Origin of the sequence: Pseudomonas nitroreducens (assembly GCF_014204515.1) — a bacterium.
GTDB lineage: Bacteria > Pseudomonadota > Gammaproteobacteria > Pseudomonadales > Pseudomonadaceae > Pseudomonas > Pseudomonas nitritireducens_A.
This window is the reverse complement of record NZ_JACHLI010000037.1, coordinates 1-26551: the sequence shown is the minus strand read 5'-3', so window position 1 is coordinate 26551 and position 26551 is coordinate 1. Positions and strand designations below refer to the sequence as shown.

Annotated in this window: 26 protein-coding genes; 10 read left to right on the top strand and 16 right to left on the bottom strand. The window is 66.1% G+C overall.

Annotation, left to right across the window (positions count from 1 at the left end):
* Positions 1 to 18 precede the first annotated feature (18 nt).
* Together HNP46_RS30385 and HNP46_RS30380 are read left to right on the top strand one after the other, a co-directional pair.
* On the top strand, positions 19 to 399 hold the full coding sequence (locus HNP46_RS30385; RefSeq protein WP_017520704.1) for a RidA family protein: 381 nt from the start codon (positions 19 to 21) through the stop codon (positions 397 to 399).
* A 60-nt stretch (positions 400 to 459) separates the two neighbouring features.
* On the top strand, positions 460 to 1194 hold the full coding sequence (locus tag HNP46_RS30380) for a hypothetical protein (RefSeq protein WP_184596547.1): 735 nt from the start codon (positions 460 to 462) through the stop codon (positions 1192 to 1194).
* 36 nt (positions 1195 to 1230) lie between these two features.
* Here the strand turns inward: HNP46_RS30380 and HNP46_RS30375 are convergent, their stop codons facing one another.
* The 3 genes from HNP46_RS30375 to HNP46_RS30365 all read right to left on the bottom strand — a co-directional run bounded on the left by HNP46_RS30375 (position 1231) and on the right by HNP46_RS30365 (position 3592).
* Entirely contained in the window at positions 1231 to 1854 is a 624-nt protein-coding gene (locus HNP46_RS30375; RefSeq protein WP_184596545.1) for a LysE family translocator, read from the bottom strand.
* Positions 1855 to 1922: 68 nt separating this feature from the next.
* Positions 1923 to 2723, bottom strand: a complete 801-nt coding sequence (locus HNP46_RS30370) for a helix-turn-helix transcriptional regulator (protein ID WP_184596543.1) — start codon at positions 2721 to 2723, stop codon at positions 1923 to 1925.
* Positions 2723 to 3592 carry an NAD-dependent epimerase/dehydratase family protein gene (locus HNP46_RS30365; protein ID WP_184596541.1) on the bottom strand — a complete coding sequence of 290 codons (870 nt, stop codon included), beginning with the start codon at positions 3590 to 3592 and terminating at the stop codon, positions 2723 to 2725. The genes HNP46_RS30370 and HNP46_RS30365 overlap by 1 nt, the downstream gene beginning before the upstream one ends.
* Before the next feature lie 94 nt (positions 3593 to 3686).
* Here HNP46_RS30365 and HNP46_RS30360 point away from each other — a divergent pair, with 94 nt between their 5' ends.
* From HNP46_RS30360 to HNP46_RS30350, 3 genes are all read left to right on the top strand, one after another.
* Complete coding sequence (locus HNP46_RS30360; protein WP_138217111.1) at positions 3687 to 4619, top strand: hydrogen peroxide-inducible genes activator; 933 nt, start codon at positions 3687 to 3689, stop codon at positions 4617 to 4619.
* Positions 4616 to 6691 (top strand): ATP-dependent DNA helicase RecG, encoded by a 2076-nt coding sequence (recG, locus tag HNP46_RS30355; RefSeq protein ID WP_184596539.1) that lies wholly within the window; start codon positions 4616 to 4618, stop codon positions 6689 to 6691. Before HNP46_RS30360 ends, recG begins: the two co-directional genes overlap by 4 nt.
* A gap of 91 nt (positions 6692 to 6782) precedes the next feature.
* Positions 6783 to 8189 (top strand): aminoacyl-tRNA deacylase and HDOD domain-containing protein, encoded by a 1407-nt coding sequence (locus HNP46_RS30350; RefSeq protein WP_184596537.1) that lies wholly within the window; start codon positions 6783 to 6785, stop codon positions 8187 to 8189.
* Positions 8190 to 8321: 132 nt separating this feature from the next.
* On the opposite strand, the gene HNP46_RS30345 is transcribed toward HNP46_RS30350, so the two are convergent.
* The 5 genes from HNP46_RS30345 to HNP46_RS30325 form a co-directional block, all read right to left on the bottom strand.
* Positions 8322 to 8723, bottom strand: coding sequence for a helicase (locus tag HNP46_RS30345; RefSeq protein ID WP_184596535.1), 402 nt, complete (start codon positions 8721 to 8723; stop codon positions 8322 to 8324).
* A 135-nt stretch (positions 8724 to 8858) separates the two neighbouring features.
* Positions 8859 to 9131, bottom strand: coding sequence for an HU family DNA-binding protein (locus HNP46_RS30340; RefSeq protein ID WP_017520695.1), 273 nt, complete (start codon positions 9129 to 9131; stop codon positions 8859 to 8861).
* Positions 9132 to 9327: 196 nt separating this feature from the next.
* On the bottom strand, positions 9328 to 10482 hold the full coding sequence (locus HNP46_RS30335; protein WP_184596533.1) for an NAD(P)/FAD-dependent oxidoreductase: 1155 nt from the start codon (positions 10480 to 10482) through the stop codon (positions 9328 to 9330).
* Between the two features lie 73 nt (positions 10483 to 10555).
* Positions 10556 to 10723, bottom strand: coding sequence for a rubredoxin (locus tag HNP46_RS30330; protein WP_065085359.1), 168 nt, complete (start codon positions 10721 to 10723; stop codon positions 10556 to 10558).
* Positions 10724 to 10921: 198 nt separating this feature from the next.
* Positions 10922 to 11089 (bottom strand): rubredoxin, encoded by a 168-nt coding sequence (locus HNP46_RS30325; RefSeq protein WP_184596531.1) that lies wholly within the window; start codon positions 11087 to 11089, stop codon positions 10922 to 10924.
* Between the two features lie 234 nt (positions 11090 to 11323).
* On the opposite strand from HNP46_RS30325, the gene HNP46_RS30320 reads away from it, so the two are divergent.
* Together HNP46_RS30320 and ubiA are read left to right on the top strand one after the other, a co-directional pair.
* Positions 11324 to 11863 (top strand): chorismate lyase, encoded by a 540-nt coding sequence (locus tag HNP46_RS30320; protein WP_184596620.1) that lies wholly within the window; start codon positions 11324 to 11326, stop codon positions 11861 to 11863.
* A 27-nt stretch (positions 11864 to 11890) separates the two neighbouring features.
* Entirely contained in the window at positions 11891 to 12781 is an 891-nt protein-coding gene (ubiA, locus tag HNP46_RS30315; RefSeq protein ID WP_184596530.1) for a 4-hydroxybenzoate octaprenyltransferase, read from the top strand.
* A gap of 198 nt (positions 12782 to 12979) precedes the next feature.
* On the opposite strand, the gene HNP46_RS30310 is transcribed toward ubiA, so the two are convergent.
* Complete coding sequence (locus tag HNP46_RS30310; protein ID WP_184596528.1) at positions 12980 to 13345, bottom strand: COG4315 family predicted lipoprotein; 366 nt, start codon at positions 13343 to 13345, stop codon at positions 12980 to 12982.
* A gap of 307 nt (positions 13346 to 13652) precedes the next feature.
* Here HNP46_RS30310 and phoB point away from each other — a divergent pair, with 307 nt between their 5' ends.
* The 3 genes from phoB to HNP46_RS30295 all read left to right on the top strand — a co-directional run bounded on the left by phoB (position 13653) and on the right by HNP46_RS30295 (position 17119).
* Complete coding sequence (phoB, locus tag HNP46_RS30305; RefSeq protein ID WP_184596526.1) at positions 13653 to 14342, top strand: phosphate regulon transcriptional regulator PhoB; 690 nt, start codon at positions 13653 to 13655, stop codon at positions 14340 to 14342.
* A 39-nt stretch (positions 14343 to 14381) separates the two neighbouring features.
* Positions 14382 to 15686, top strand: a complete 1305-nt coding sequence (gene phoR / locus HNP46_RS30300) for a phosphate regulon sensor histidine kinase PhoR (protein ID WP_184596523.1) — start codon at positions 14382 to 14384, stop codon at positions 15684 to 15686.
* Between the two features lie 92 nt (positions 15687 to 15778).
* Positions 15779 to 17119 carry a hemolysin family protein gene (locus HNP46_RS30295; protein ID WP_184596521.1) on the top strand — a complete coding sequence of 447 codons (1341 nt, stop codon included), beginning with the start codon at positions 15779 to 15781 and terminating at the stop codon, positions 17117 to 17119.
* A gap of 64 nt (positions 17120 to 17183) precedes the next feature.
* Here the strand turns inward: HNP46_RS30295 and HNP46_RS30290 are convergent, their stop codons facing one another.
* The 7 genes from HNP46_RS30290 to HNP46_RS30260 form a co-directional block, all read right to left on the bottom strand.
* Complete coding sequence (locus HNP46_RS30290; RefSeq protein ID WP_184596520.1) at positions 17184 to 18083, bottom strand: peptidoglycan DD-metalloendopeptidase family protein; 900 nt, start codon at positions 18081 to 18083, stop codon at positions 17184 to 17186.
* Between the two features lie 122 nt (positions 18084 to 18205).
* Complete coding sequence (locus HNP46_RS30285) at positions 18206 to 19102, bottom strand: response regulator (protein WP_184596518.1); 897 nt, start codon at positions 19100 to 19102, stop codon at positions 18206 to 18208.
* Positions 19103 to 19234: 132 nt separating this feature from the next.
* Positions 19235 to 19984, bottom strand: a complete 750-nt coding sequence (gene phoU, locus HNP46_RS30280; RefSeq protein ID WP_184596516.1) for a phosphate signaling complex protein PhoU — start codon at positions 19982 to 19984, stop codon at positions 19235 to 19237.
* 85 nt (positions 19985 to 20069) lie between these two features.
* Positions 20070 to 20906 (bottom strand): phosphate ABC transporter ATP-binding protein PstB, encoded by an 837-nt coding sequence (pstB, locus tag HNP46_RS30275; RefSeq protein WP_184596514.1) that lies wholly within the window; start codon positions 20904 to 20906, stop codon positions 20070 to 20072.
* A 52-nt stretch (positions 20907 to 20958) separates the two neighbouring features.
* Positions 20959 to 22635 carry a phosphate ABC transporter permease PstA gene (gene pstA / locus HNP46_RS30270; protein ID WP_184596512.1) on the bottom strand — a complete coding sequence of 559 codons (1677 nt, stop codon included), beginning with the start codon at positions 22633 to 22635 and terminating at the stop codon, positions 20959 to 20961.
* 25 nt (positions 22636 to 22660) lie between these two features.
* A complete protein-coding gene (locus HNP46_RS30265; protein WP_184596618.1) occupies positions 22661 to 24694 on the bottom strand; it encodes an ABC transporter permease subunit in 2034 nt (677 codons plus the stop codon).
* Between the two features lie 395 nt (positions 24695 to 25089).
* Positions 25090 to 26061, bottom strand: a complete 972-nt coding sequence (locus tag HNP46_RS30260) for a phosphate ABC transporter substrate-binding protein PstS (RefSeq protein ID WP_054910037.1) — start codon at positions 26059 to 26061, stop codon at positions 25090 to 25092.
* Positions 26062 to 26551 lie beyond the last annotated feature (490 nt).

Below are 26551 nucleotides of genomic sequence, written 5' to 3'. Positions count from 1 at the left end.
CCACCCCAAGGAGTCGACATGACCAAGACCGTTATCCACACCGACAAGGCCCCGGCCGCCATTGGCACCTACTCCCAGGCGATCAAGGCTGGCAACACCGTCTATGTCTCCGGTCAGATCCCGCTGGACCCGAAAACCATGGAACTGGTCGAGGGCTTCGAAGAGCAGACCGTCCAGGTCTTCGAGAACCTCAAAGCCGTCATCGAAGCCTCCGGCGGCTACCTGCACGACGTCGCCAAGCTGAACATCTTCCTCACCGACCTGTCGCACTTCGCCAAGGTCAACGAGATCATGGGCAAGTACTTCGTCCAGCCCTACCCGGCCCGCGCCGCCATCGGCGTTGCCGCGCTGCCCAAGGGCGCCCAGGTCGAGATGGACGCCATCGTCGTCCTCGAATAAGCGTCACGAAACACCTACGGGGCCCCAGCGGCCCCGTTACTTTGTCTGCAAGGAGCAAACATGCGTCGCGCCCTGATCCTGAGCGCCCTGATCGGCCTGCTCACCGGCTGCGCCGGCACCCCTTCCGACCCTTCCGGGGTCTGGGTCAACCAGGCCGCCATCGATGCCGCCGGCAAGGGTGGCAAGCTGCGCGAGGCGCTGCTGGCCTACGGCCCGAACCTGGAATGGAAGCTGGACACCAAGGCCAGCCAGGCCACCTTCAGCAACGGCTTCGAGCTGGGCGAAGGGCAGTTGACCCAGACCGATCCCAAGCACTACCGCGTCGAGTTCTACGGCAGCAACCAGGAGGCCCTGGAGCTGGACGGCAAGGAGCTGGTGCAGGTGGGCAGCGACAACTGGCCCGAACAACGCTTCCTGCGTCCCAAGGAGCAGCCCGCCGCGCAGACGTCGGCCGGCAGCACCTTCGAGAACGCCCTGTACGCCGCCTACCTGAAGGGCACCTGGATCATCGAGGAAGGCCAGGGCAAGGGCAGCAAGGTCAAGTTCCAGCCCAACGGCAACCTCGAAGGCTTCCCCGGCGCCGACCGTTACGCGCTGTGCCTGGCCGGCGACTGCGCGGCCATGAGCGGCGACAACGACAGCATCTGGCTGCAACAGGGCCAGCAGGGCCGCGAATACCTGTTCGAACGCGACGGCGACAAGCTGGAGCTGTTCGAAGCGGTGAACCGCGCCCAGGCCGACGAGATGCCGCAGTACGCGCCCGGCAACAAGGTCTGGACCCTGGAGCGCGACTGAGCGCGCGAGCGGGCTGCCAGGCTCGAATGACCACCCTCAGCGCAGCCCGCTCCACAGCAGCCAGCCGCCCAGCGCCAGCAGCAGGCCGCCGCACAGGCGGTCCAGCGCCGTGACCCGGCGCTGGAGCCAGCCGCGCCAGCGCGGGCGATCCAGCAGGCGCACCAGCGCCATATCCCACAGCAGCACCACCGCGCCCATCCACAGCACGCAGACGCCCAGCGCCCAGCCCGGCAGGTGAAACTGGCCGAGCACGCCGAACAGCCCGGTGTAGAAGATCGGCAGCTTGGGATTCAGGCTGCTGGCCAGCAGGCCTTCGCGCATACCCTTTAAAAATCCGCCGCTGCGTTGCTCACCCCGCTGCGTGGGAATCTCCAGCTCCCGTCGTGCCAGCAGCGCCTGGGCGCCGAGCCAGACGAAGTAGGCGCCGCCTAGCAGCTGCACCACTCGCAGCCCGTGGCTCGCCACCTCAGGCAGCAGCCCCAGGACGAACAGCACCAGCAGCATGCTCGCCAGATTGGCCAGGGCGATACCCGCCGCGCAGCCGTCGGCATGGCGCCGACCGCGCAACAGCGCAGCGCGGATCAGCAGGAAGAAATCCGGCCCCGGCGACAACAGAGCGGCGAAGTGGGTGCTGGCAACCAAGGCGAATGCGGCGAACATGACGATCTCCCGGAAAGCGGTGGATCGGCAGTCTGGGAGCGCCGGGGTTCGGCGGTCTTGGAAGAAAGTCAGGTGCGCGTGGCGCGCAGGAAGCGGCCCGGCGTGACACCGGTGAAGCGGCGGAAGGTGCCGGAGAAATGCGCCTGGTCGTAGAAGCCCAAGGTCAGCGCGACCTCCAGCGGCTTCTCGCCGGCCACCAGCAGGCGCTTGGCCTCGCGGATGCGCCGTTGCAGCAGGTAGGTATGCGGCGGCACGCCATAGGCGTTGCGGAAGGCTTCAATGAGATGACGCGGATGGCGCTGCAGCAGCGCGGCGAGCTCTTCGAGGCTGACTGCCTCGCGATAATGCGCTTCCAGATAATCACGCAGCTTGGCCGTGACGCTTCCGTCACGCGAAGCCGAGGCAGTCGGGCGCATACCGCCGTGGCGGACGAACACCAGCTCCAGCAACGTCAGCAACTCGCTCTCCAGCGCCAGTGCATCGTTACGCTCGAACTCCGTGGCGACGCGGCGCAGCGCTTCGGCCACTTGCCCGTCGTCGTGTGGATTGAGCGCCTGGAAGCCGCGCGGCAACTGCTTGCGGCCGAGCAGCGGCAGCAGCCGCGACTCCTCGATGTAGAGCATGCGATAGACCAGCCGCTCCGACTCGGCATTACCGGTGTGCGGCTCCTCCGGGTTCATCAGCGACAGGGTGCCGGCCGGCAGCACATGGTGCGCGCCGCGGCACTGGTAGCCGCCGGCGCCGTGGAGGATGGCGCCGATGGCGAAAGCATCGTGACTGTGGCGGCCGAACGGCTGGCCGGAGAAGTCCGCATGGAACAACTCCACCCCCGGCAACCAGGGGCGCGCCAGCAGCCGGTTGGCGTCCATCAGTCCTGTTTGCCCGCAAGAATAGCGGCGTAGCCTTCGCGGAAGCTCGGGTAGCGCGGCTCCCAGCCCAGCGCGCGGGCGCGGGCGTTGCTGCAGCGCTTGCTGCCAGCGCGGCGCACGGTCTGCTCTTCGGACCACTGGGTGACGCCCAGTTGCTCGCGCAGCCAGCCGACCACTTCGTGCAGCGCGGCCGGGTCATTGTCGACGCCGATATAGCAGTCATCCAGCGCGACGCCGCTGCGGTCGGCTTCCAGCAGCGCAGCGAGCAGGCCCGCGGCGTCCTCGGCATGGATGCGGTTGGCGTACAGCGGCGGCTCGCTGGCCACGCGGTAACCCTCGCGCACCTGCTTGAGCAGCCACTCGCGGCCGGGCCCATAGATGCCGGTGAGGCGCACCACGCTGGCGGGTATCCCGCTGTGCAGCGCCACCTGCTCGGCTTCGAGCATCACGCTGCCGGAGTAGCTCTGGGCTTCGGCGGGCGAAGTCTCGTCGATCCACTCACCCTCGCACTGCGCATAAACGCCGCTGCTGGAAACGAACAGCAGGCGCTTGGGCACCTGGCCGCGCTGCTGCAGCCAGCCGAGGGTATTGCGCAGGCCTTCGACGTAGGCGGCGCGATAACCGGCTTCATCGTGCTGGGTCGCGGCGGCGCAGAACACCAGGTAGTCCAGCTGGCCCAGCGGCCAGGTATCCGGGCATTCGAGCTGGCCGAGGTCGCCGGCCACCGGCAGCACTTCCAGCGGCAGCGCGGCCACGTTGCGGCGCAGGCCATGGACGCGCCAGTCGCGCACCGCGAGTTGGCGACCCAGGCGGCTGCCGACGTCGCCACAACCGACGATCATCAGGCTGGGAAAGGTGCTCTTGCTCATGCTTGGCTCCGCGAATCAAAGCTCGGCAGTTTAGCGCGGTTGGTTCGCGGCGGTGCAGCCGCTATGCTTGGGCCACCTCAACGGATTCCCTGCCATGACCCTGACCGAACTGCGCTACATCGTCACGCTTGCCCAGGAGCAACACTTCGGCCGCGCCGCGGAGCGCTGCCACGTCAGCCAGCCAACCCTGTCGGTGGGCGTGAAGAAGCTGGAAGACGAACTCGGCGTACTGATCTTCGAACGCAGCAAGAGTGCGGTGCGCCTGACCCCGGTCGGCGAAGGCATCGTGGCGCAGGCGCAGAAGGTGCTGGAGCAGGCCCAGGGCATCCGTGAACTGGCCCAGGCCGGCAAGAACCAGCTGACCTCGCCGCTCAAGGTCGGCGCCATCTACACCATCGGCCCGTACCTGTTCCCGCACCTGATCCCGCAGCTGCACCGGGTCGCCCCGCAGATGCCGCTGTACATCGAGGAAAACTTCACCCACATCCTGCGCGACAAGCTGCGCACCGGCGAGCTGGACGCGATCATCATCGCCCTGCCGTTCCAGGAAGCCGACGTGCTGACCCTGCAGCTGTTCGACGAGCCCTTCTACGTCCTGATGCCGGCGGACCATCAGTGGACCGCGAAGAAGACCATCGACCCGGAGCTGCTCAACGACAAGAGCCTGCTGCTGCTCGGCGAAGGCCACTGCTTCCGCGACCAGGTCCTGGAAGCCTGCCCGACCACTCACAAGGGCGGCGAGAACAAGCACACCACGGTGGAATCCAGCTCGCTGGAAACCATCCGCCACATGGTTGCCTCGGGCCTGGGCGTATCGGTGCTGCCGTTCTCCGCGGTGGACAGCCATCACTACGCGCCGGGCGTGCTGGAAGTGCGCCCGTTCAGCGCGCCAGTACCCATGCGTACCGTCGCCATCGCCTGGCGCGCCAGCTTCCCGCGGCCGCGCGCCATCGAGGTGCTGGCCGACTCGATCCGCCTGTGTTCGGTCGCCAAGCCGACCGTCAAGGGTGAAGCCGAGCCGGCATGACCGATCTGTCGAACGTCCCGGTCACCGCGCTCAAGGGCGTGGGCGCCGCGCTGGAAGAGAAACTGGCGAAGGTCGGCCTGGAGAACCTCCAGGACATCCTCTTCCACCTGCCGCTGCGCTACCAGGACCGCACCCGCATCACCCCCATCGGCGCGCTGCGCCCGGGGCAGGATGCGGTGGTCGAAGGCGTGGTCTCCGGCGCCGACGTGGTGATGGGCAAGCGTCGCAGTCTGCTGGTGCGCCTGCAGGACGGCACCGGCACCCTGAGCCTGCGCTTCTACCATTTCAGCCAGGCGCAGAAGGAAAACCTCAAGCGCGGCACGCACCTGCGCTGCTACGGCGAAGCACGCCCCGGCGCGTCCGGTCTTGAGATCTACCACCCCGAATACCGCTCGCTCACCGACGCTGCCGCAGCCCCGGTGGAACAGACGCTGACGCCGATCTACCCGACCACCGAAGGCCTCACCCAGCAGCGCCTGCGCCAGCTCAGCGAGCAGACCCTGGCGCGCCTGGGCCCGTCGAGCCTGCCGGACTGGCTGCCGGCGGAGCTGGCCCGCGACTACCGCCTGGGCCCGCTGGACGAAGCCATCCGCTACCTGCACCGGCCGCCGCCGGACGCTGACCTCGAAGAGCTCGCCGAAGGCCGCCACTGGGCACAGCACCGTCTCGCTTTCGAGGAACTGCTGACCCACCAGTTGTCGCTGCAACGCCTGCGCGAGAGCGTACGCTCCCAGGCCGCGCCGCAACTGCCGCCGGCCAAGCGGCTGCCGGCGCTGTACCTGAAGAACCTCGGCTTCAAGCCCACCGGCGCGCAGCAGCGGGTCGGCGCGGAGATCGCCTACGACCTCGCGCAGCCCGAACCCATGCTGCGCCTGGTGCAGGGCGATGTCGGCGCCGGCAAGACCGTGGTCGCCGCCCTCGCCGCCCTGCAGGCGCTGGAAGCCGGCTACCAGGTGGCGCTGATGGCGCCCACCGAGATCCTCGCCGAGCAGCACTTCCTCAACTTCACCAAGTGGCTGCAGCCGCTGGGCATCGAAGTCGCCTGGCTGGCCGGCAAGCTCAAGGGCAAGGCCCGCGCCAGCGCGCTGGAACAGATCGCCGGCGGCGCACCGATGATCGTCGGCACCCACGCGTTGTTCCAGGACGAGGTGAAGTTCAAGCGCCTGGCCCTGGTGATCATCGACGAGCAGCACCGCTTCGGCGTGCAGCAGCGCCTCGCCCTGCGCCAGAAAGGCGTGGACGGCCGACTCTGCCCGCACCAGCTGATCATGACCGCCACGCCCATCCCACGCACCCTGGCGATGAGCGCCTACGCCGACCTCGACACCTCGATCCTCGACGAGCTGCCGCCCGGCCGTACCCCGGTGAACACCGTGCTGGTGGCCGACAGCCGCCGTATCGAAGTGATCGAGCGGGTGCGCGCCGCCTGCGCGGAAGGCCGCCAGGCGTACTGGGTATGCACGCTGATCGAGGAATCCGAAGAGCTGACCTGCCAGGCCGCCGAGACCACCTACGAGGAACTCTCCTCGGCGCTGGGTGAACTGCGCGTCGGCCTGATCCATGGGCGCATGAAGCCGGCGGACAAGGCCGTGGTCATGGAAGCCTTCAAGGAAGGCCTGCTGCAACTGCTGGTGGCGACCACGGTGATCGAGGTCGGCGTGGACGTACCCAACTCCAGCCTGATGATCATCGAGAACCCCGAGCGGCTTGGCCTCGCCCAATTGCACCAGTTGCGCGGCCGCGTCGGCCGGGGCAGCGCGGCGAGCCACTGCGTGCTGCTCTACCACCCGCCGCTGTCGCAGATCGGCCGCGAGCGCCTGGGGATCATGCGCGAGACCTGCGACGGCTTCGTCATCGCCGAGAAGGACCTGGAACTGCGCGGCCCCGGCGAAATGCTCGGCACCCGCCAGACCGGCCTGCTGCAGTTCAAGGTGGCCGACCTGATGCGCGACGCCGACTTGCTGCCAGCGGTGCGCGATGCCGCCCAGGCCCTGCTGGCGCACTGGCCGCAAGCGGTCAGCCCGCTGCTGGCACGCTGGCTGCGACACGGACAGCAATACGGACAAGTGTGATGTATTTCACTCTCATCGATCAGTTGACCGCTCGGTCACGCTGACTGCGTGGTTATACTCCGACCCAGCCGTTGATAACCGGATCACATTCATGAGCGACCTTGCACGCGCCCCATCCGACTCCTCGCAGGCCCCCGAGGTCATCCTGCAGCTGCTCGACAAGCTGGGAATCCCCTATCGCGAGGTCAGCGATTCCACCACCCTGCCGGCTGCCCGCCGGGTCCAGGCCAGCCTGCTGGAAGATGCCGTCGGCACCCTGCTGGTGCTGTTCCCGCAGAGCCAGCTGCTGGACCTCAACCGCCTGGCCGAGCTCACCGGACGCAAGCTGGTGGCGGTCAAGCCCGACCGCCTGGAGCGCATGCTCGGCAAGCATCAGCTCGGCCGCCTGCCAGCGCTGCCGCCGCTGACCAGTTCGCCCTGCCTGTACGACGAGCGCCTGCTGCAGGAAGCCCAGCTGCTGATCGAATCCGGCGCCGCGGGCACGCTGCTGGAAATCCCCACGGCGTCCTTCCGCAGCCTGCTGGAAAAAGCCAGCGCCGCACGCTTCGGCGTACGGCTGGAGTCGATCCGACCGAACCTCGACCGCCCGGACGACGACCGCAAGGAAATCACCCAGGCCGTGCAGGCGTTCACCGCCCGCCGCATCCAGCAGCGTCTCGAGGAAACCATCGAGATTCCGCCGCTGCCGGAAACCGCGCAGAAGATCATCAAGCTGCGCGTCGACCCCAACGCCACGGTGGACGACATCACAGGCGTGGTGGAAACCGACCCGGCGCTCGCCGCGCAAGTCGTCAGCTGGGCCGCCTCGCCCTACTACGCCGCGCCGGGCAAGATCCGCTCGGTGGAAGACGCCATCGTCCGCGTGCTGGGCTTCGACCTGGTGATCAACCTCGCCCTCGGCCTCGCTCTGGGCAAGACCCTGAGCCTGCCCAAGGACCAGCCGCAGCACGCCACGCCCTACTGGCACCAGGCGATCTACACCGCCGCGGTGATCGAGGGCCTGACCCGCGCCGTGCCGCGCGCCGAACGTCCGGAAGCCGGCCTGACCTACCTGGGAGGCCTGCTGCACAGCATCGGCTACCTGGTCCTGGCGCACATCTTCCCGCCGCATTTCTCGCTGATCTGCCGGCATCTGGAGGTGAACCCGCACGTCGAGCACAACCTCGTCGAGCAGCACCTGCTGGGTATCACCCGCGAGCAGATCGGCGCCTGGCTGATGCGCACCTGGGACATGCCGGAAGAGATCTACACCGCGCTGCGCTTCCAGCACGACCCTTCCTATGCCGGCGATTGCTCGGCCTACGCCAACCTGGTGTGCCTGGCGACCCGACTGCTGCGTAACCACGGCATCGGCAGCGGCCCGGGGACAGACATCCCGCAGGACCTGCTGGACCGCCTGGACATCCCCCGCGAGAAGGCCGAAGACGCCGTGCGCAAGGTGCTCGACGCCGAAGCGGTGCTGCGCGAACTGGCCAGCCAGTTCAACCCGTCGCATTGAATGTACAACGCTGAAGCCGTCGCTATGCAAACCAGAAAAAGGCCCCTTCGAGGGGCCTTTTCCTTTGCTCGCTTTCCCATCACACGAAAAAGGCCCCGTCAGGGGCCTTTTTGCTGGGCGCCGAAAAGTGCCTCAGGCGGCTTTCTTGTCGCTGCCCGGCGCGGCCTTCTTCTTCGGCTTGAGGTACTTCACCAGACCCTGGAACCAGATCACCAGGCCGGGGTTGCCCTGGATCTGGATGTCCTTGTTCTGGATGCCCTGCATGAACGCCAGCTGCGGGTTCTTCGAGGTCATGGTGGCGAAGCCGTAGGCGCCATCCTTGAAGCCCAGCGCAAAGGCCGGCGCAGGATGGGTGCCGCGACGGGCACTGACCTTGAGGTCCTTGACGATGTAGTGGCGGGCAACCTTGCCGTCGAGGGTGTGGAGCTGGAACACCAGGTCCTTGCCTTCGAGCTGCTTCTGGAATGCCGGGTTTTCGCGGCTGGCCTTGGCCATCAAGCGACCGAGCATCCACAGGAGTAGACGGAATTTCATGCACAAACCTCGACGTTCGAGACAAAAGTCTGCGCATTGTAGCCACTTTGAAAAGGGACTACATCCGGTCTTTTGGAGGGATTGTGTAACTGGAGGAGGCAACCCGGAGCCGCTCTGGCTCCGGGCCTGACGCGATCAGTTGACGGCGTCTTTGAGCGCTTTGCCCGGTTTGAAGGCAACGGTGTTGCTGGCTTTGATCTTGACCGGCTGGCCGGTTTGCGGGTTCTTGCCGGTACGGGCGCCACGGTGGCGCTGAACGAAGGTACCGAAACCGACAAGGGTAACGCTGTCCTTGCGGTTGAGCGCGCCAGTGATTTCATCCAGCAGCGCGTTCAGCACCTTGTTGGCTTGTTCTTTGGTGAGGTCGGCCTTTTCGGCGATCGCGGCGGCGAGTTCTGGTTTACGCATAAATGCCTCTTTGACGGTTTGTTGTTGTTGTGTCCGTGCTGTCTTCCCAACAGCGCCCAAGGCACCGCAGGCTTGCCGTACAGGCTCTAGGCTGCGGCAGACGGGGGGAGAATGGCACGCCGAAAGCTGGTACGCCAGTATCGTCTGACAATTTGCGGGCACATTCCCAAGGCAAATCCGCCATTGGCGAGGACTGTCACGCCAGCAGGGCCGGCAACTCCTTGTTCAGGGAGAGTTTTTCGCTCACGGCGGCCCCCGTCAGGGCATAGCCGAGCAATCGACCGGCGGTATCCCGGCACAGCACCTTGAGGTCCGGGCCAGAGCCTTCCACCTGCCATTCGCCGTCGCTGCCGCGCGGCGGCGGCGAGACCACCAGCGGGCACACCGGGGTCTTCACGGTAACCGGCATGGCGCCATAGGCCACCGGGGTCGGTTTGCCGGCCAGGGTCTGCGCCAGCGCGCGGGCGCAGGACATCAGCGGCATCACGTAGAGCAGGTTGAGGCCGTCGACCTCGGCACAGTCGCCCAGGGCGTAGATGTTGGCGTGGGAGGTGCGCAGCTCGCGGTTGACCATTACGCCGCGGTTGATATCCAGGCCGGCGGCGGCGGCGAGGTCGATGCGCGGGCGCAGGCCGACAGCGGAAACCACCAGGTCGCAGGGGATCACCTGGCCGTCGGAGAGATGCGCTTCCAGGCCGTCGCCGGCACGCACCAGGCTGTTGAGCACCGGGCCGAGGTGGAAGCGCACGCCGAGGCCTTCCAGCCCCTGCTGCACCGCCTGGGCGGCGGCCGGATGGAGCAGGCCGGGCATGACCTGCTCGCAGGGCGCCACCACGTCGAGCTGGTAGCCGCCGCTGGAGAGGTCGTTGGCGAACTCGCAGCCGATCAGGCCGGCGCCCAGCAGCAGCACGCGGCGCTTGCCGGCGGCGGCGCTACGGAAGCGCGCGTAGTCTTCCAGGTCGTTGATCGGGAAGATCAGGTCCTGCGCATCACCCTCGACCGGGACGCGGATGGTCTCGGCGCCCCAGGCCAGCACCAGGTCGCGGTAATGGATTTCTTCCTCGCCGATCCAGATGCGCCGGTGGCCCGGATCGATGCCGGTGACGCGGGTGTGGGTGAGGATGCGCGCCTTGAGCTGGTCGGCCATGGCGCCCGGCTCGGCCATGGCCAGGCCGTCGGCGTCCTTGTCCTTGGAGAAGCCGGTGGAGAGCATCGGCTTGGAGTAGGAGCGGCCGTCATCGGCGGTGATCAGCAGCAGCGGCGTGTCGCTGTCCAGCTTGCGCCACTCGCGGGCAAGGTTGTAGCCGGCCAGGCCGGTGCCGATGATCACCAGCGGTGCGTTCTCGCTCATTGCTCTCTCCACATCTTCAAGACGGCACGGCGGCCCTCGGGCCGCCGCATGAATTCGTTCGGTTCGGCTGGTCTCAGGAAATCTCGATCATCTCGAAATCGATTTTTCCTACGCCGCAATCCGGGCAGACCCAGTCCGCCGGGATGTCTTCCCAGCGCGTGCCGGGGGCGATGCCCTCTTCCGGCAGGCCCAGTGCCTCGTCGTAGATGAAGCCACAGACCACGCATTGCCATTTGCGCATCGGCCAAGCCCTCCTGCGGTTGCCCGGTGAAGCTAACGGATCGGCGCGCCCCGGCCAACGGCGGGCGCGACGCCGGGCTCCGTCAGCAGGGTCAACCCGGCGCGCCTCCAGTCTAACCCGTCAGGCGCGGGCCTGCCGGGCGCCGCAACGCAAACGGCGGCCCGAAGGCCGCCGTCGCGAGAATCCATCCTGGCGCGATCAGCCGATCTCGATCATCTCGAAATCCAGCTTGCCGACGCCGCAATCCGGGCACAGCCAGTCTTCCGGCACGTCTTCCCAGCGGGTGCCGGCGGCGATGCCCTCTTCCGGCCAGCCCTGCTTCTCGTCATAGATCAGGCCACAAACCACGCACTGCCACTTCTTCATCAGCTATCACCCTCATGTTCTTGTCGCTTGGACGTCAGTGCATCCAATGTCCGGCTTTGTACTGGCGATGGGCGTGCGGTGCAAGCCCCTGGAAAAATGCGCGCGACCGGCCAAACCTTTGGTGGGGTATTGCGCAAGGCACTGTTGCGGACAACGCAATCGGAGCCGCAAAGCCGCCATGTTAAGCTGCCGCGTCCCTGGCCAACCGCAGTCGAAACCGTGCCCGAAGCCGCCCTGATCCACCCGCCCCGCTGGCTCACCGCCGCCCAGTTGCACCCCGCTCCCGCCGCCCAGGTGGTGGACTGGCTGTTCGACGAGGGTTCGCTGACGCGCCGGCTGACCGCGCTGTCCGCCGGCGCCTTCGCCGTGCAGCCGCTGGCCGAGGGCTGGCACCGCCTGCGTACCGACGAGTGCGCCGCGCTGGGCGTGGCCGATGGCAGCCAGGGCTGGGTGCGCGAGGTCTATCTGAAAGGCCACGACACGCCCTGGGTGTTTGCCCGCAGCGTGGCCGCGCGCTCGGCGCTGGAAGGCTCCGGCTTCGACCTGCGCCTGCTGGGCACGCGCTCCCTGGGCGAATTGCTGTTCAGCGACCGCGCCTTCCAGCGCGGACCCATCGAGGTCTGCCGCTACCCCGCCGCCAGCCTCCCGACCGAAGTACGCGCCGAGCGCCTCTGGGGTCGCCGCTCCTGCTTCAGCCGCGACGGGCTGGGCGTGCTGGTCGCCGAAGTATTCCTGCCAACCCTCTGGCAACGGCTGGAACAACAGCCCGTATAATTCCCGGATCGTTTTCCGGAGGCCGCCATGTTCGTCGCCCTGATCAAACCCCTCGCCCGCCTGCATCCCCGCGCCTGGGACTTCATCCAGCTGACGCGCATGGACAAGCCGATCGGCATCTACCTGCTGCTCTGGCCGACGCTGTGGGCGCTGTGGATGGCCAGCGGCGGCGTGCCGAGCGCGAAGAACCTGGCGATCTTCATCCTTGGCACCGTGCTGATGCGCATGGCCGGCTGCGTGATCAACGACTTCGCCGACCGCAAGCTCGACGGCCACGTCGAGCGCACCAAGGCGCGCCCGCTGGCGACCGGCAGGATCAGCGTGCGCGAGGCCTGGATCGCCTTCTTCACGCTGCTGGGACTGAGCTTCCTGCTGGTGCTGTGCACCAATGCGCAGACCATCTGGCTGTCCTTCGGCGGCGCGGCCATCGCGGCGCTCTACCCGTTCATGAAGCGCTACACCTACTACCCGCAGGTGGTGCTGGGCGCGGCGTTCTCCTGGGGCATCCCGATGGCCTTCACCGCAGCCAGCGGCACGCTGCCGGCGGTGGCCTGGCTGCTGTTCTTCGCCAACGTGCTGTGGACGGTGGCCTACGACACCTACTACGCGATGACCGACCGCGAGGACGACCTGAAGATGGGCATGAAGTCCACGGCGATCCTCTTCGGCGACGCCGACCGGGTGATCAACCTGAGCCTGCAGGGCCTGATGCTTCTGCTGCTGATCCTCGCCGGCAACAAGCTGGCGATGCACCTGACCTACTACCTGGGCCTGGCGGTGGCGGCCGGCTGCTTCGCCTGGCAGTTCCATTCGACCCGCGACCGCGAGCCGATGAAGTGCTTCAAGGCCTTCCTGCACAACCACTGGGCGGGGCTGGCGATCTTCCTCGGCACCGTGCTGGACTTTGCCCTGCGCTAAAGGCCAGACGTCACGTAGGAGCGGACTCCGTCCGCGATAGGTCCGCATCGCGCCGGAAGCCATCGCGGACGGAGTCCGCTCCTACGCCAATACCAACCTGTAGGAGCGAGCTTGCTCGCGAACCATTCCTGGCGCCATGTGCGTCAAGCGGATTCGCGAGCAAGAACTAGGCGTCCCCCTCGCTCCTACGAAAGGCCGTTACGGCTTGGCCATGTGCCAGGCGCCCATCTTGCCCTCGCCGGACATATCACCCGCCGCCATGTCCTTGACGAAGGTGTACAGCGGCTTGCCCTTGTAGGCCCACTGGTGGGTGCCGTCGTCGCGCTTGATCACCGTCCAGTCGCCCATCGCCTTGGCATCCGCACCCGCGCTCAGGGGTGGCCAGTTCTCCGCGCACTGGCCGGCGCAGGCCGACTTGCCGCCGCTGTCCTTGTCGTAGGTGTAGAGCGTCATGCCCTTGGCATCGACCATCATGCCGTTTTTCACCGTGGCAGGCTCGGCGGCCAGGGCCGACAGCGCCGGCAGCATCAGGCCCAGTGCCAGGGCCGGGAATAGCAGTTTCATCACGCTTCTCCTCTGGTGAGGTGGAAACGGCGCGAGCTTCGACCCAGAGGCAGGCGGACTTGCAGGCAGGGCCGGCCAGGGCGACAAACGCACTCACTACCGTCATCGCTTGATCCGACAAAGGCTCTGCCGGCCGCGCCGCCGACCGGGCCGGCGCGTTCCGTTGGCACCGCGCAGGAATCGCGCGGCGACCCGTTCAGCATAGACGAGCGCTCTGCAGCGAGGCTCGGCTACCATCGGGATGTCACATTCATGAAATATTTCCGTTATCTAATGCGGCGCAACACAGAATTTCTGAGGCCTCAGCATGGTTGGCAAGACAATCCTCATCGTCGATGACGAAGCTCCGATCCGGGAAATGATCGCCGTGGCCCTGGAGATGGCCGGCTACGAATGTCTGGAGGCCGACAGCGCCCAGCAGGCCCACGCGGTGATCGTCGATCGCAAGCCGGACCTGATCCTGCTCGACTGGATGCTTCCGGGCACCTCCGGCATCGAGCTGGCCCGCCGCCTCAAGCGCGACGAGCTGACCGCGGCCATCCCGATCATCATGCTCACCGCCAAGGGTGAAGAGGACAACAAGATCCAGGGTCTGGAAGTCGGCGCGGATGACTACATCACCAAGCCGTTCTCCCCCCGCGAACTGGTTGCCCGCCTGAAAGCCGTGCTGCGTCGCACCGGCGCTGGCGACAGCGAGACGCCGATCGAAGTCGGCGGCCTGATGCTCGACCCGATCAGCCACCGCGTGACCATCGACGGCAAGCCCGCCGAGATGGGCCCGACCGAGTACCGCCTGCTGCAGTTCTTCATGACCCACCAGGAGCGCGCCTACACCCGTGGCCAGCTGCTGGACCAGGTCTGGGGCGGCAACGTCTACGTCGAGGAGCGCACCGTCGACGTGCATATCCGCCGCCTGCGCAAGGCCCTGGGCGAGGTATACGAAAATCTGGTTCAGACCGTGCGCGGCACCGGGTATCGTTTCTCGACCAAAAGCTGACCGGGTCCCTGACCCGACGGGCACAAGGAACGGAATTTCGTGACCCAGAACTGGAGTGGCGTGCTGATACGCCACCTGCTGCTAGTCGTAGCCGCCGGCGCCCTGCTCGGCCTGATCACCGGCCAGTACGGCTGTGCCGTCGCCGTGGCGCTGGGCGCTTACCTGGGCTGGTCGACCTGGCAGCTGCTGCGCCTGCACAAGTGGCTGAAGAACCACCAGCCCGACGAAGCACCGCCCGATGGCTACGGCCTGTGGGGCGAGATCTTCGACAGCATCTATCACCTGCAGCGCCGCAACCAGAAGGCCCGCGGCCGCCTGCAGGCAGTGATCGACCGCATGCAGGAGTCCACCGCGGCGCTGCGCGACGGCATGATCCTGCTCGACCGCGACGGCAACCTGGAATGGTGGAACCAGTCCGCCGAGCGCCTGCTGGGCCTGAAGAGTCCGCAGGACGGTGGCCAGCCGGTGACCAACCTGGTGCGCCATCCGCGCTTCAAGGAATACTTCGAGGGCGAGGATTACCGCGAGCCGCTGGAGCTCTCCTCGCCGATCAGCGACAACCTGCGCCTGCAGTTCCACATCACCCTCTATGGCGCCGGCGAGCACCTGATGCTGGTGCGCGACGTGACCCGCGTCCACCAGCTGGAACAGATGCGCAAGGACTTCGTCGCCAACGTTTCCCATGAGCTGCGCACGCCGCTGACGGTGATCGCCGGCTACCTGGAGACGCTGCTGGACAATGTCGAGGACGTGAACCCGCGCTGGACCCGCGCCCTGCAGCAGATGCAGCAGCAGGCCGGACGCATGCAGAACCTGCTCAACGACCTGCTCCTGCTGGCCAAGCTGGAAGCCACCGACTACCCGGCGGACAACAAGCCGGTGGCGGTGGACCTGATGCTGCTGTCGATCCGCAACGACGCCCAGGCGCTCTCCGCCGGCCGCAACCACCGCATCAGCCTGGAGGCGGATGCGAAGGTGAAGCTCAAGGGCAGCGAGGCGGAACTGCGCAGTGCCTTCTCCAACTTGGTATTCAACGCCGTGAAGTACACCCCCGACGAGGGCGAGATCCGCATTCGCTGGTGGGCTGACGAGCAAGGCGCGCACCTGGCCGTGCAGGACAGCGGCATCGGCATCGATCCCAAACACCTGCCGCGCCTGACCGAGCGCTTCTACCGCGTCGATTCCAGCCGCAACGCCAGCACCGGCGGCACCGGCCTGGGCCTGGCCATCGTCAAGCACGTGCTGCTGCGCCACCGCGGCACCCTGGACATCAGCAGCGTGCCGGGCAAGGGCAGCAGCTTCACCTGCCACTTCCCGCCGCAACAGGTGGAGAGCCGCGCATAACCATGGCCGACTTCGCCTGCGCTACAGACGGGCTTGCCAGCCAGGCCCCACGAACCGCATCCTTGTCCGTCCATTCTTGAACCAACAGAACCATGGACCCTTCCCCTAGTAGCAACTTCCTCACCTATTTCGCCGATTTCGGCCTGATCCTGTTCGCCCTGTTCCTCGTCGTGCTCAACGGCTTCTTCGTCGCCGCCGAGTTCGCCATGGTCAAGCTGCGCTCCACCCGGGTGGAGACCATCGCCAACCAGCACGGCTGGCGCGGCACCATCCTGCGCAAGGTGCACAACCAGCTCGACGCCTACCTCTCGGCCTGCCAGCTGGGCATCACCCTGGCCTCCCTGGGCCTGGGCTGGGTCGGCGAGCCGGCCTTCGCCGAACTGCTCGAACCGCTGCTGGCCTGGGCCGGCGTGCACTCCGAGGAAGTCATCCGCGGCGTGTCGTTCTTCACCGCGTTCTTCATCATCTCCTACCTGCACATCGTGGTCGGCGAGCTGGCGCCCAAGTCCTGGGCGATCCGCAAGCCCGAGCTGCTGTCGCTGTGGACCGCGGTGCCGCTGTACCTGTTCTACTGGGCGATGTACCCGGCCATCTGGCTGCTCAACGCCAGCGCCAACGCCATCCTCAAGATCGCCGGGCAGGGCGAGCCGGGGCCGCACCACGAGCACCACTACAGCCGCGACGAGCTCAAGCTGATCCTGCACTCCAGCCGCGCCCACGACCCCAGCGACCAGGGCATGCGCGTGCTGGCCTCGGCGGTGGAGCTGGGCGAGCTGGAGGTGGTGGACTGGGCCAACTCCCGCGAAGACCTAGTCTACCTGGAACGCACTGCCCCGCTGGACGACATCCTCGCCACCATCCGCCGCCACAAGTACAGCCGCTACCCGGTTTACGACAGCGAGAAGGGCGAGTTCATCGGCCTGCTGCACATCAAGGATCTGCTGCTGGCCCTGGCCACGCTGGACAGCCTGCCGGAGTCCTTCGACCTCGATGAGCTGACCCACCCGCTGGAAATGGTCACCAAGCACCTGCCGCTGGCGCGCCTGCTGGAACAGTTCCGCCAGGGCGGCTCGCACTTTGCGCTGGTGGAGGAAGCCGACCACAAGGTCGTCGGCTACCTGACCATGGAAGATGTGCTGGAAGTGCTGGTCGGCGATATCCAGGACGAACACCGCAAAGCCGAGCGCGGCATCGTCGCCTACCAGCCCGGCAAGCTGCTGGTGCGTGGCGACACCCCGCTGTTCAAGCTGGAGCGCCTGCTGGGCATCGATCTGGACCACGTCGAGGCGGATACCCTCGCCGGCCTGGTCTACGACACGCTCAAGCGCGTGCCGGAAGAAGAGGAAGTGCTGGATACCGAAGGCCTGCGCATCATCGTGAAGAAGATGAAGGGCCCGAAGATCGTCCTCGCCAAGGTGGTGAAGCTGGACTGAGTCCTGCCCTCGCCCATGAAAAAAGGCTGCCTTCGGGCAGCCTTTTTTCTTTACCGGAGGAAGCTCAGTTGCCCTTCACCACCGCGAAGTTCGGCAGGGTATCCACCGGCTGGGAGAAGTCGTAGGGAATCGAGACCAGCTCCAGGCCGACGTTGCGCTGCACCACGAAATGCAGGTGCGGGCCGCTGCTGTTGCCGGTATTGCCCGATTTCGCCAGCGGCGAACCGGTAGCGACACGCTGGCCTTCGTGGACCAGCACCGAGCCGCGCATCAGGTGCAGGTAGACGCCCATGGTGCCGTCGTCGTGGAGGATGCGCACGAAGTTGCCGGACGGATTCTTGCCGCGGCCATCCTGGCCGTTCTCGATCTTCACCACGGTGCCGCCGCGCGCCGCGATGATCGGCGTGCCCACCGGCATGGCGATGTCCATGGCGTAGCGGCCCTTGGGGGTGAAATGGCTGTAGCGGCCATTGGCGCCCTGGGTCAGGCGGAACGGCCCGCCGGTCCAGGGCAGCGCGTACTGGTAGGACAGCGGCGTCGGCCGCGGGTCGCCCAGGGCATAGCGCAGCTTGGGCTTGTAGCGCAGCGGCTTGGACGGATCGAGCGCGGTCAGGGTGGCCAGGCGGATCGAACTGCGCGGCGCCAGCACCCAGCGGATCGGCTTCTGCGGCACGCCCACGGCGTTCTGCGCGCCGGTCACGCTCAGCTCCACCTCCACCGGTGCGTACAGGTCATTGCGCACCTGCAGCGTCTCGCCGCCGGCATGCTTCCTGGTCTCCAGCTTCACCTGCAGTTCCAGGTGCTCGACCATGCGATCGCGGAAGACGAACACCGCCGCACCCGCCACGGCCTTGTCCGTGTAGGTGACCACGCCATTGGCGTCGGTGTACTTGTAGATGGTCACGGCCGAAGCCGTGCCCGATGCGGCCAATAGACCGCACAGGAGGATACTGCGCCCTAGCATGTCGACTCTGGTTATAGGTATGGCGACGCAGGCAAGACTAGCAGCGTAGGCTCTGCGTCGCGACCTGCCGCCGGTCGGCGTGTGAAGCAGTACTGCCCGTCGGTCGGCGCGGGGCAGTCGGCTCAGGCGCCGGGGACGTAATGCTTCTGGGTGCTGCCGCGGGCAATCAGGCGCGACAGGTAGTCGAGCTTCTGCGGGTCGCGGTCGACGAAACGGAAGGTCAGCTGCAGCCACTCGCTGTCCGGCTTGGGCTCCAGCGCCGCCACCGCGTGCAGGTAGCCGTTGAGGCGGGCGACATCGCTGTCTTCTTCCAGGTCCAGCACGGCGCTCTCCAGCACCTGCGGCAGCGGCGTGCCGCGTTTGACCACCAGCAGCGCCTCCTTGAGGCTGATCGCCTTGATCACACAAGGCAGACTGATCGAAGGCAGCCGCAACTGGCCCTGCTGGCCCTTGGCACCACTGCGGGCCGCCGGCGCCGCAGCAGCAGGGGCTGGAGCCTCCGCGGCAGGGCGCGCTGCGGCGGGCGCCGCCGGGCGCACGACATCGGCCTTGCCACCGGTGAGAGCGGCGAGCGAGTCATTGGGCATCGACCCCACCAGGCTGCGCTGCGGCGCCTGGGCGGCCAGCGCTTCGAGCTTGCCGGCGCGCGACAGCGCCTTCTTCACCTTGCTCACCAGCTGGTCGTTGGAGAACGGCTTGCCGATGAAGTCGGAGACGCCGGCCTGGATCGCCTGCACCACGTTGTCCTTGTCGCCACGGCTGGTGACCATGATGAAGGGCGTGGTCTTCAGGCTGTCCTGCTCGCGGCACCAGGTGAGCAGCTCGATGCCCGACAGTTCGGGCATTTCCCAGTCGCAGAGGATCAGGTCCACCGCCTGGCGCGCGAGGAACTGCTGGGCCTTGCGGCCATTGACCGCCTCCTCGATCTGCAGACCGGGGAAATGGTCGCGCAGCCCTTTCTTCACCAGGTCACGGATGAACGGAGCGTCATCCACCACCAGCACACTGACCTTGCCCATCGGCATCTCCGGAAAATCGATAGGGCGAAGGATAGCCTTGCCGGGTGGCTACGTGCCATTGGCACGGGACCGTCCGGCCATAAAATGACGAACCCGGCGCAAGGCCGGGTTCATCGAGCAGCAGGCGGGTGCTTATTCGGGCTTGCTCTCGGGCTGGCTCGCGGACTTGCCCTGCACTTCTTCCTTCATGCGGGTCAGGCCGAGGTGGCGCACGTCGGTACCGCGCACCAGGTAGATCACCAGTTCGGCGATGTTGCGTGCGTGGTCGCCGATGCGCTCCAGCGAACGCAGGGCCCAGATGACGTTGAGCACGCGGGAGATCGCCCGCGGGTCTTCCATCATGTAGGTGACCAGCTCGCGCAGGGCGGTCTTGTACTCGCGGTCGACGGTCTTGTCGTACTGGGCGACCGACAGGGCGAGGTCGGCGTCGAAGCGGGCGAAGGCGTCCAGCGCCTCCTGCACCATCTTGCGCACCTGGTTGCCGATGTGGCGCACCTCGACGTAGCCGCGCGGCGACTCGCCTTCCTCGCACAGCTGGATGGCGCGGCGGGCGATCTTCGAGGCTTCGTCACCGATGCGCTCCAGGTCGATCACCGACTTGGAGATGCTGATGATCAGACGCAGGTCGGAGGCGGCCGGCTGGCGACGGGCGAGGATGCGCAGGCATTCCTCGTCGATGTTGCGCTCCATCTGGTTGATCTGGTCGTCGATCTCGCGCACCTGCTGGGCCAGGCCCGAGTCGGCGTCGATCAGCGCGTTGACCGCGTCGTTGACCTGCTTTTCCACCAGCCCGCCCATGGCCAGCAGATGGCTGCGCACTTCCTCCAGCTCGGCATTGAACTGCTGCGAGATGTGGTGGGTGAGGCTTTCTTTGTTGATCATGTTCGCTCCGCGAAAGCCGCAGGCTCCGGGCCGCTGGCTTGTGATGTTCTCCGGGAAGTTCTACCGCGCACGCAAGACCGCGAGACTAGCCGTAACGACCGGTGATGTAGTCCTCGGTCTGCTTCTTGGCCGGGTTGGTGAACAGGGTATCGGTATCGCCGAACTCGATCAGCTTGCCCATGTACATGAACGCCGTGTAGTCGGAGACGCGCGCGGCCTGCTGCATGTTGTGGGTGACGATGACGATGGTGAACTTGGATTTCAGCTCGTAGATCAGCTCTTCGATCTTCAGGGTGGAAATCGGGTCCAGCGCCGAGCAGGGCTCGTCGAGCAGCAGGACTTCCGGCTCCACGGCGATGGTGCGGGCGATTACCAGACGCTGCTGCTGGCCGCCGGAGAGGCCGAGGGCGGACTCGTGCAGGCGATCCTTCACCTCGTCCCACAGCGCAGCACCCTTGAGGGCCCATTCGACGGCTTCATCGAGCACACGCTTCTTGTTGATGCCCTGGATGCGCAGGCCGTACACCACGTTCTCGTAGATGCTCTTGGGGAACGGGTTGGGCTTCTGGAACACCATGCCGACGCGGCGGCGCAGCTCGGCGACGTCGACGTTCTTGGCGAAGATGTTGTGGCCGTCGAGGAGGATCTCGCCCTTCACGTTGCAACCGTCGACCAGGTCGTTCATGCGGTTGAAGCAACGCAGCAGGGTCGACTTGCCGCAGCCGGACGGGCCGATGAAGGCGGTCACGCGCTGCTTGGGAATGTTCATGCTGACGTCGAACAGCGCCTGCTTCTCGCCGTAGAACAGGCTCAGGCCGGGCACTTCGAGGGCGACGGTCTCGCTTTCCAGGTTCATGCCCTGGCGGTCGCCGCGGCCGAGCGCGCCGATGTCGATGCCGTGGGATCCGGTTTCTTGTTGCATGGTCAGTCTCCTTGGGAGGCCTGGCGGCGGGCGTGGCCCGCCGCCTGCAGAATCAGTTTTCCAGCGCCTTGTACTTTTCGCGCAGGCGGTTACGGATGGCGATGGCCGAGAAGTTCAGCAGGGCGATCACCATCACCAGCAGCAGCGCAGTGGCGTACACCAGCGGGCGCGCGGCTTCGACGTTGGGGCTCTGGAAGCCGACGTCGTAGATGTGGAAGCCCAGGTGCATGATCTTCTGGTCCAGGTGCACGTAGGGGTAGTTGCCGTCCACCGGCAGTGCCGGAGCCAGCTTCACCACGCCCACCAGCATCAGCGGCGCCACTTCACCGGCGGCGCGGGCCACGGCGAGGATCAGGCCGGTCATCATCGCCGGGCTGGCCATCGGCAGCACCACTTTCCACAGGGTCTCGGCCTTGGTCGCGCCCAGGGCCAGGGAGCCTTCGCGGGTGGCGCGCGGAATGCGCGCCAGGCCTTCCTCGGTGGCCACGATCACCACCGGTACCGCGAGGATGGCCAGAGTCAGCGAGGCCCAGAACAGCCCCGGTGTGCCGAAGGTCGGCGCCGGTAGCGCTTCGGGGAAGAACATGCGGTCGAGCGAGCCGCCCAGCACGTAGACGAAGAAGCCCAGGCCGAACACGCCGTAGACGATCGCCGGCACACCTGCGAGGTTGTTCACCGCGATGCGGATGACGCGGGTCAACAGGCCCTGGCGAGCGTATTCGCGCAGATAGACTGCCGCGATCACGCCGAACGGGGTAACGATCACGGCCATCACCAGGGTCATCATCACGGTGCCGAAGATGGCCGGGAAGATGCCGCCCTCGGTGTTGGCTTCACGGGGGTCGTCGCTGAGGAACTCCCACAGTTTCTTGAAGTAGAAGCTCAGCTTGGCGCCGACGCCCATCTGGTTGGGCTGGTAGGCGTGCACCAGCTTGCCGACGCTGATCTCGGTCTGCTGGCCGCTGGCGTCGCGCATGACGATGCTGTCGCGGTTGAACTCCGCATGCAGGGCGTTGAGCTGCTCTTCCAGCACCTTGTACTGGGCGTTCAGCTCGGCGCGGCCGGCGGCGATGTCGGCCTCGGCGGTGGCGTCCAGCTGGTTGTTCAGCTGCAGGCCGCGCTCTTTCAGGCGCAGGCGCTCCAGGCCGTGGTTGATGCCGCCGATGTCCTTCTTCTCCAGCTGGTACAGCTTGGAATAGAGCTCATCGACGCGCTTCAGACGGGTCTGCAGTTCGGCCATGGCGCCGGCACCTTCGGCGACCACCTTGCCGCTTTCCTTGACACTCAGCAGGTAGCCATAGAAGTTGCCCCATTCGCGGCGTTCCAGGGTCACCAGCTCGGCCGGGTGACGACGGTCGGTCAGCCACTCGCCGATCACCCAGGAGAAGTCACTGCCGTAGAGGTCGCGGTTGCCCAGCTTGAGCAGTTCGCGGGTCATGAACTCCGGGCCGTTGTCCGGCACCGGCAGGCCGGCGCTGCGCAGGCGTTCGCGCGGCACCTGCTCGATCTGCACTTCCTCGCCGATCAGGGTCTTGGCGGCTTCACCGGGGACGCTGTAGGTCGCCTCGATCACATCCGCCGGCCAGAAGTGGCCGAGACCGCGCACGGCGATCACGGCGAGCAGGCCGATGGTCATGATCACGGCGATGGACACCGCACCCGCGTTCATCCACACCCAGGGAGAACCGCTGGCGAACCACGCTTTGACGGATTCCTGTTTCTGTTTCACGGAACGTAGCCTCGTCGGGCGTCGCTCAGAGCGACGCGTATTTCTTGCGCAGGCGCTGACGGATCAGCTCTGCCAGGGTGTTCATCACGAAGGTGAAGGACAGCAGCACCAGTGCCGAGAGGAACAGCACGCGGTAGTGAGTCCCGCCCACCTCCGACTCGGGCATCTCCACCGCGACGTTCGCCGCCAGCGTCCGCATGCCCTGGAAGATGTTCACGTCCATCACCGGGGTGTTGCCGGTGGCCATCAGCACGATCATGGTCTCGCCCACGGCGCGGCCCATGCCGATCATCAGCGCGGAGAAGATGCCTGGGCTTGCGGTCAGGATCACCACGCGGGTCAGCGTCTGCCAGGGCGTGGCGCCCAGGGCCAGGGAGCCGTAGGTCAGGCTGCGCGGCACGCTGAAGATGGCGTCTTCGGCAATGGAGAAGATGTTCGGGATCACTGCGAAGCCCATGGCCAGGCCGACCACCAGAGCGTTGCGCTGGTCGTAGGTGATGCCCAGGTCGTGGCTGATCCACAGGCGCATGTCGCCGCCGAAGAACATGGTTTCCAGGTGCGGGCTCATCCACAGGGCGAAGGCGCCAGTGGCGAGGACCACGGGGATCAGGATCGCCGCTTCCCAGCCTGCCGGCAGGCTCAGGCGGATGCGTTCAGGCAGGCGGCTCCAGATCAGGCCGGCGGCCAGGATGCCCAGCGGCGTGAGCAGCAGCAGGCTGAAGATACCCGGCAGGTGGCCTTCGACGTACGGCGCCAGGAACAGGCCAGCGAAGAAGCCGAGGATCACCGTCGGCAGCGCCTCCATCAGCTCGATCACCGGCTTGACCTTGCGGCGCATGCCCGGAGCCATGAAGTAGGCGGTGTAGACGGCCGCGGCGATAGCCAGCGGCGCGGCGAGGATCATCGCGTAGAACGCCGCCTTCAGCGTACCGAAGGTCAGCGGCGACAGGCTCAGCTTGGGCTCGAAGTCGGTGGTCGCGGCGGTGGACTGCCAGACGTAGGACGGCTTGTCGTAGCTCTCGTACCAGACCTTGCCCCACAACGCGCTGAAGGAGACTTCCGGGTGCGGGTTGCTCAGGCTGAAGCGACGCAGCTCGCCGCCCTGTTCGAGGATCAGGCGGTTGGCGCGCGGCGACAGGGCCATCGGGCCGGCGGACGGAGCGACATTCTCCACCAGCAGCGTGCGGTGCGCGGTGCTGTGGAAGATGCCCAGGTTGCCTTGCTTGTCGAGGACCAGGAAGCCCTTGCGGCGCTGTTCCGGGGCGATGCTGGCGATCGGCTGGTCGCCCAGCTTGAAGTCACGCACGTGGGACAGGCGCGGTTCGCCATCCTCACCGCGGGCCATGAACCACTGGCCGATGCCACCCTTGGAGTCGCCGACCATCAGCGAGATGCCACCCAGCAGCTGGCTGCTGGCGGTCACTTCGGCGGAGGCGTCATCCAGCAGCTTGTAGCGGCCGTTGAGCTGGCGGGTATTCAGGTCGAAGACATCCGCCTGGGCGCGGCCGTTGAGCACATAGAGCCACTGCTTGCGCGGGTCCATGTAGAGGGCCTTCACCGGGTCGGCGATCTGCGGCAGGTTGATGCGTTCTTCCTGCAGGCTGCTCTCGCCGGTCAGCATGTTTTCCTGCTGGGTCAGGCCCAGCAGCATCAGCTGGCTACCGCTGGAAGCGGCGAGCAGCAGGCTTTCATCACCGGTGACGATGGCCACGTGCTCCAGCGGACGGCCCTGGGTGTCCAGGTTCATCGGCGCATCGCCATAGGGATAGTCGATGTGCGGGGTGATGGTCTTCTGGTTGTCCGGGTAGGTGACCTTGTAGTTGTGCTTGAACACCAGCACCTGGCCGTTGGACAGGCCCAGCGCCACGGTCGGGTGACCCGGCTGGTCCTCGGCGATGGAAGTCACGCTGGTGCCGGCGGGCAGCTTCAGTGCCACGCGGTCCATCTCGTCGCCTTTCCTGGCGTCGAAGAACACCACTTCGCCATTGGCGGCGACGCGCATGCCGACCATGTTCTGCTCTTCGATGCTCAGCAGCAGCGGCGCTTGCGCCGTCTTCAGCCAGGCCGGAGTCAGGGGATCACGCGCATCCAGCTCGGCGCCACGGAACAGCGGCAGCACGACATAGGCGAGGTAGAAGAAAATCAGGGTAATGGCGGCCAGCACGGCGAGACCGCCGACCAGCACGTACCAGCGGGTCAGTCGATCCTTGAGCGCCCGGATACGGCGCTTGCGCTGCAGGGCAGGCGTATTGAAATCGATGCGCTCGGGAAGAGAAGAAGTCATCGGGGAGTTGGCCATGTCGTTCATGGAGTGACACCCTAGCGGCCCTATATGACAGAAAGATGACATGGAAGTGACGCGACAAAGCCCGCCAGCAGAGCCTTGCTGGCGGGCCCGGTCGAGTATGCGTCAGCCCATGCCGGGCGGGGATTTCCGCCCGGTTGGAGGACTGATTACAGACCCAGATCCTTGATCGCTTTCTCGGCGACCTTGGACGGCAGCGGGATGTAGCCGTCTTTCACGACAACCTGCTGACCGGTCTTGGACAGAACCATTTTCAGGAACTGGGCTTCCAGCGGGTTCAGCGGCTTGTTCGGCGCCTTGTTGACGTAGACGTAGAGGAAGCGCGACAGCGGGTAAGAGCCGTTCAGGGCGTTCGCCTCGTTGTCTTCGATGAACTCGCCGCCTTCTTTCTTGGCCAGGGCAACGGTCTTCACGCTAGCGGTCTTGTAACCGATACCGGAGTAGCCCACACCGTTCAGGGACTGGCTGACCGACTGCACCACGGAAGCCGAACCCGGCTGCTCGTTCACGTTCGGCTTGTAGTCGCCTTTGCACAGGGCTTCTTCCTTGAAGTAGCCGTAGGTGCCGGAGACGGAGTTACGACCGAACAGCTGGACCGGCTTGTTGGCCCAGTCACCGGTCAGGCCCAGGTCACCCCAGGTCTTCACTTCCGACTTGCCGCCGCACAGGCGGGTGGAGGAGAAGATGGCGTCGACCTGTTGCATGGTCAGGCCTTTGATCGGGTTGTCCTTGTGCACGAAGATCGCCAGGGCGTCCACGGCTACCGGAACAGCGGTCGGCTTGTAGCCGTACTTCTGTTCGAAGGCCTGCAGCTCGACGTCCTTCATCTTGCGGCTCATCGGGCCCAGGTTGGCGGTGCCTTCGGTCAGAGCCGGCGGCGCGGTGGAGGAACCGGCGGCCTGGATCTGCACGTTCACGTTCGGGTACAGGCGCTTGTACTCTTCCGCCCACATGGTCATCAGGTTGGCCAGAGTGTCGGAACCGACGCTCGACAGGTTACCCGACACACCGCTGGCTTTCTGGTAGTCCGGCAGAGCCGGATCGATCGCGGCCACCGCACTGGCGGTGCCTACGCCTGCGGCGACAAAAGTCAGGGCCGCCATCAAACGCTTGAGTTTCATGCCTTGCTCCTTGAGGAGAATGGGGTTGGATGGAACGGGGGCCAGTATTGTCAGACCGCATGAAGACTCTATGACGCAAATGTGACAGTTGGATGAAATGCCATCAGTCTGCCGGCAGGCGGTTGTAACCAGTCAAATCGGATGGACTGTACATGCGGGAAATGGCGTTCCAGAGCCTCTACTGGGCCGCTCACGCCCTTGGTAGGAGCGAGCTTGCTCGCGAACATCTCTTGCCTTGGCGCTGCGAATTCGAGCTCGCAGCGCCCATGACCGTCCGCAGTTTCACTGCCGTCCATGACACTCCCCACGACGACGATTTACGCCTCCTGGAGTGAGTGCCCAGCCTCATTGCAAGGCCAATTTCCGGCGCGCAAAAGCAAAACCCCCGGCCAGCTATGCTGACCAGGGGTCTTGGGATAGGAGCTTGACGATGACCTACTCTCACATGGAGAAACTCCACACTACCATCGGCGATGCGTCGTTTCACTAC

Coding starts and splice junctions, on each gene's coding strand:
- HNP46_RS30350 (WP_184596537.1), top strand. CDS start 6,783: ATGAGCGACCTTGCACGCGCCCCATCCGACTCCTCGCAGGCCCCCGAG.
- HNP46_RS30290 (WP_184596520.1), bottom strand. CDS start 18,083: ATGCTAGGGCGCAGTATCCTCCTGTGCGGTCTATTGGCCGCATCGGGC.
- HNP46_RS30370 (WP_184596543.1), bottom strand. CDS start 2,723: ATGGACGCCAACCGGCTGCTGGCGCGCCCCTGGTTGCCGGGGGTGGAG.
- HNP46_RS30345 (WP_184596535.1), bottom strand. CDS start 8,723: ATGAAATTCCGTCTACTCCTGTGGATGCTCGGTCGCTTGATGGCCAAG.
- recG (WP_184596539.1), top strand. CDS start 4,616: ATGACCGATCTGTCGAACGTCCCGGTCACCGCGCTCAAGGGCGTGGGC.
- HNP46_RS30360 (WP_138217111.1), top strand. CDS start 3,687: ATGACCCTGACCGAACTGCGCTACATCGTCACGCTTGCCCAGGAGCAA.
- ubiA (WP_184596530.1), top strand. CDS start 11,891: ATGTTCGTCGCCCTGATCAAACCCCTCGCCCGCCTGCATCCCCGCGCC.
- HNP46_RS30330 (WP_065085359.1), bottom strand. CDS start 10,723: ATGCGCAAATGGCAATGCGTGGTCTGTGGCTTCATCTACGACGAGGCA.
- HNP46_RS30335 (WP_184596533.1), bottom strand. CDS start 10,482: ATGAGCGAGAACGCACCGCTGGTGATCATCGGCACCGGCCTGGCCGGC.
- pstB (WP_184596514.1), bottom strand. CDS start 20,906: ATGCAACAAGAAACCGGATCCCACGGCATCGACATCGGCGCGCTCGGC.
- HNP46_RS30365 (WP_184596541.1), bottom strand. CDS start 3,592: ATGAGCAAGAGCACCTTTCCCAGCCTGATGATCGTCGGTTGTGGCGAC.
- HNP46_RS30380 (WP_184596547.1), top strand. CDS start 460: ATGCGTCGCGCCCTGATCCTGAGCGCCCTGATCGGCCTGCTCACCGGC.
- HNP46_RS30285 (WP_184596518.1), bottom strand. CDS start 19,102: ATGGGCAAGGTCAGTGTGCTGGTGGTGGATGACGCTCCGTTCATCCGT.
- phoB (WP_184596526.1), top strand. CDS start 13,653: ATGGTTGGCAAGACAATCCTCATCGTCGATGACGAAGCTCCGATCCGG.
- HNP46_RS30385 (WP_017520704.1), top strand. CDS start 19: ATGACCAAGACCGTTATCCACACCGACAAGGCCCCGGCCGCCATTGGC.
- HNP46_RS30375 (WP_184596545.1), bottom strand. CDS start 1,854: ATGTTCGCCGCATTCGCCTTGGTTGCCAGCACCCACTTCGCCGCTCTG.
- phoU (WP_184596516.1), bottom strand. CDS start 19,984: ATGATCAACAAAGAAAGCCTCACCCACCACATCTCGCAGCAGTTCAAT.
- HNP46_RS30295 (WP_184596521.1), top strand. CDS start 15,779: ATGGACCCTTCCCCTAGTAGCAACTTCCTCACCTATTTCGCCGATTTC.
- HNP46_RS30340 (WP_017520695.1), bottom strand. CDS start 9,131: ATGCGTAAACCAGAACTCGCCGCCGCGATCGCCGAAAAGGCCGACCTC.
- HNP46_RS30310 (WP_184596528.1), bottom strand. CDS start 13,345: ATGAAACTGCTATTCCCGGCCCTGGCACTGGGCCTGATGCTGCCGGCG.
- HNP46_RS30260 (WP_054910037.1), bottom strand. CDS start 26,061: ATGAAACTCAAGCGTTTGATGGCGGCCCTGACTTTTGTCGCCGCAGGC.
- HNP46_RS30325 (WP_184596531.1), bottom strand. CDS start 11,089: ATGAAGAAGTGGCAGTGCGTGGTTTGTGGCCTGATCTATGACGAGAAG.